Origin of the sequence: Synechococcus sp. PCC 6717, from assembly GCF_022698185.1 — a bacterium.
GTDB classification, from domain to species: Bacteria; Cyanobacteriota; Cyanobacteriia; order Thermosynechococcales; family Thermosynechococcaceae; genus Thermosynechococcus; species Thermosynechococcus lividus.
Genome location: NZ_JAKLTV010000050.1, coordinates 1 through 2296, shown reverse-complemented (window position 1 = coordinate 2296; position 2296 = coordinate 1). Strand labels below are relative to the sequence as shown.

Annotated in this window: 3 protein-coding genes; 2 read left to right on the top strand and 1 reads right to left on the bottom strand. The window is 48.8% G+C overall.

The features are described from left to right. The first annotated feature begins 196 nt into the window (after window positions 1-196). Window positions 197-646 (top strand): IS200/IS605 family transposase, encoded by a 450-nt coding sequence (gene tnpA, locus L5470_RS12755; RefSeq protein WP_499500189.1) that lies wholly within the window; start codon window positions 197-199, stop codon window positions 644-646. A gap of 458 nt (window positions 647-1104) precedes the next feature. Beyond that, complete coding sequence (locus L5470_RS12750; RefSeq protein ID WP_448527898.1) at window positions 1105-1968, top strand: response regulator; 864 nt, start codon at window positions 1105-1107, stop codon at window positions 1966-1968. A gap of 41 nt (window positions 1969-2009) precedes the next feature. Here the strand turns inward: L5470_RS12750 and L5470_RS12745 are convergent, their stop codons facing one another. Next, the gene (locus tag L5470_RS12745; RefSeq protein WP_499500190.1) at window positions 2010-2195 is read right to left on the bottom strand and encodes a zinc ribbon domain-containing protein; all 186 of its coding nucleotides are present in this window, start codon (window positions 2193-2195) and stop codon (window positions 2010-2012) included. Between the last annotated feature and the right edge of the window lie 101 nt (window positions 2196-2296).

The following is a 2296-nucleotide window of genomic DNA, read 5'->3' as shown; positions in this document are numbered from 1 at the left end:
TACTTCAGAACCTTGAACGGTTTCCGTCCTTGCTCAAAGAAGTATTGCCGAGACTCATACACGCCTTGGTTGTAGAGATTGTTGGCAAGACGCGCTAACTCAGTAAGCAACTGAGCAAGCTGCTTGTCAGGTTGAAAAACATCTTTTTGGACGGCTAAAAGCATCATTAGGTTAAGATGGTATGCAGTTATTATAGATGCCGATTTACGTGAATAGCAACCGTATGAGAGAAGATGGCATACAGCTAAAATCGACTCGTCATTGCACGTATCAGTCAGGACATCACTTTGTCTGGATTCCGTTCAAGCGCCGCAAAATATTTACCAAGGAAGCAATCATTGAAGCAACCAAAAGGTATGTGACTGAAGCGATTGAAAACAACGATATGGAACTAATCGCCATTGAGGTAGACCGAACCTTGATGGATCATGTTCATGTGTTTGTGTCGTTTCCTCCTAGAATGTCAGCTTCTCAGGCGGTGACCATCATGAAAGGGTACAGTTCAAGACGGCTCAGAATGGAATTTCCACATCTCAAAAACCTGCATGAAAAATCCCAACTCTGGGCAGACAGTTATTATTGGGGTACTACCGGGAACGTTTCAGCCCAGACAGTGAAACGGTATATCGAAGAATGTCAAGGCTGACTCTCCCTACTGCCGTAGACGCGGGAACCGTTCTGTATCTCCGTCGTGAACGAGCGAGGTTTTATCCGGTTCCCGAACCCTCCGGTTTCTATAATCTGGCATAGGCAACTATTGACATCCTCCCCGCCGCAAGCGGATGGTTTTTTTCGCTCACATTCGATAAACTTGCTCAAGCCCCTGCGGGAGGTCATTGCGACAAAGAGGCTAAAGCAGGTAACCTCTGGCGTCACCCGTTTGGGGGCAACTAGCAGGCTCATACAGCCCAAGACTCCCCTTCTCACCTACTCCGTACATTTGAGGATGCCTCAATTCTGATTATTTCTGATTATTCTAGTCAGAAGCTAACACGCTCCCCAGTGGTCGCTATGGTTGCCTCCATGCCCAGAAACAGGGGCACGTTTGATAGGATGGGGACTATCTAGTGCACTGACCCACGATCGCCATTGGGAGGCCACCGCATGACCACCGACCTCTTTGATTCAGGGGCGGGCAGCATCTTAATTGTCGATGATACCCCTGAAAATGTTGAAGTCTTGACTGCCTTACTGCAAATGGAGGGCTACGATGTCCGCGGAGCCATTAGTGGTCAAATGGCACTCATGGGAATTGAAGCAGAGCCACCGGATGTCATTCTCCTTGATATCATGATGCCAGACATGAACGGCTATGAAGTGTGCCAAACCCTCAAGGAAAACCCCAAGACCCAGTCTATTCCAGTTATTTTTATTAGTGCACTGGATGACGTCTTCGATAAGGTAAAAGCCTTTGAGGTAGGGGGCGCGGACTACGTCAGTAAGCCGTTTCAGCAGGCGGAAGTGCTAGCTCGGGTCAAAAACCAACTCACTATTGCACTGTTGCAGCGTAAACTGCGGCAAAAAAATGCCCTCCTTAAGAAGCAAAATCAGCAATTACAGGAAATCATTGAAGAACGACGGGAGCTAGTATCCTCACTGCAAGCGGCTGAAGAAAAGTATCGGCAAATGTTTGAGGAAGCGGCAATTGGCATTTATCAAAGCTCGCCGGAGGGGGTGTATTTTAAAGTGAATGACACCCTTGCACGCATCTATGGCTATGCTGATGCTCAGGACTGGCTAGCAGATATTGAGCACCACACCCAGCGTCCCTACGTGGACAGTAGCGCTTGGGAAAGGTTTCAGCAGCAAGTTCAAAGTCGTGGTGTTGTTCAGAACCTTGTATCTAAGGTGTATCGAGTTGATGACAGTATTACTACGATTTGTGAAAGTGCGCGTCCTGTCAAGAGTGAAGACGGCCAACTCCTCTACTATGAGGGATTTGTCTTTGAGCTGCCCACCCGCAACTAGTTGACATCCTCCCCGCCGCAAGCAGCGGGGATTCCCAAGCCTCACGACTTAGGTTTCTGCTTCTTTCCATTGCTGGACTTGCGCAACTGCCCTTTGAGCGTGTGCTCATCAGGTCTTACGTTAGCTCCACAGACTGACACCGTGTGTCCCACGGCCAACATGTTTATCGCTGCATTCATATCTCGGTCATGGTGGACTCCACAGTTGGGACAATCCCACTCCCGCACAGGCGTTGGCAATCTGTTGGTGGATTCGAGCAAGGTTAAGTCGTGCTTTTTCTCGATTGCGAGACCCCTTTTGCTTGCGACTCAATGCCTTTTGTGCCCGT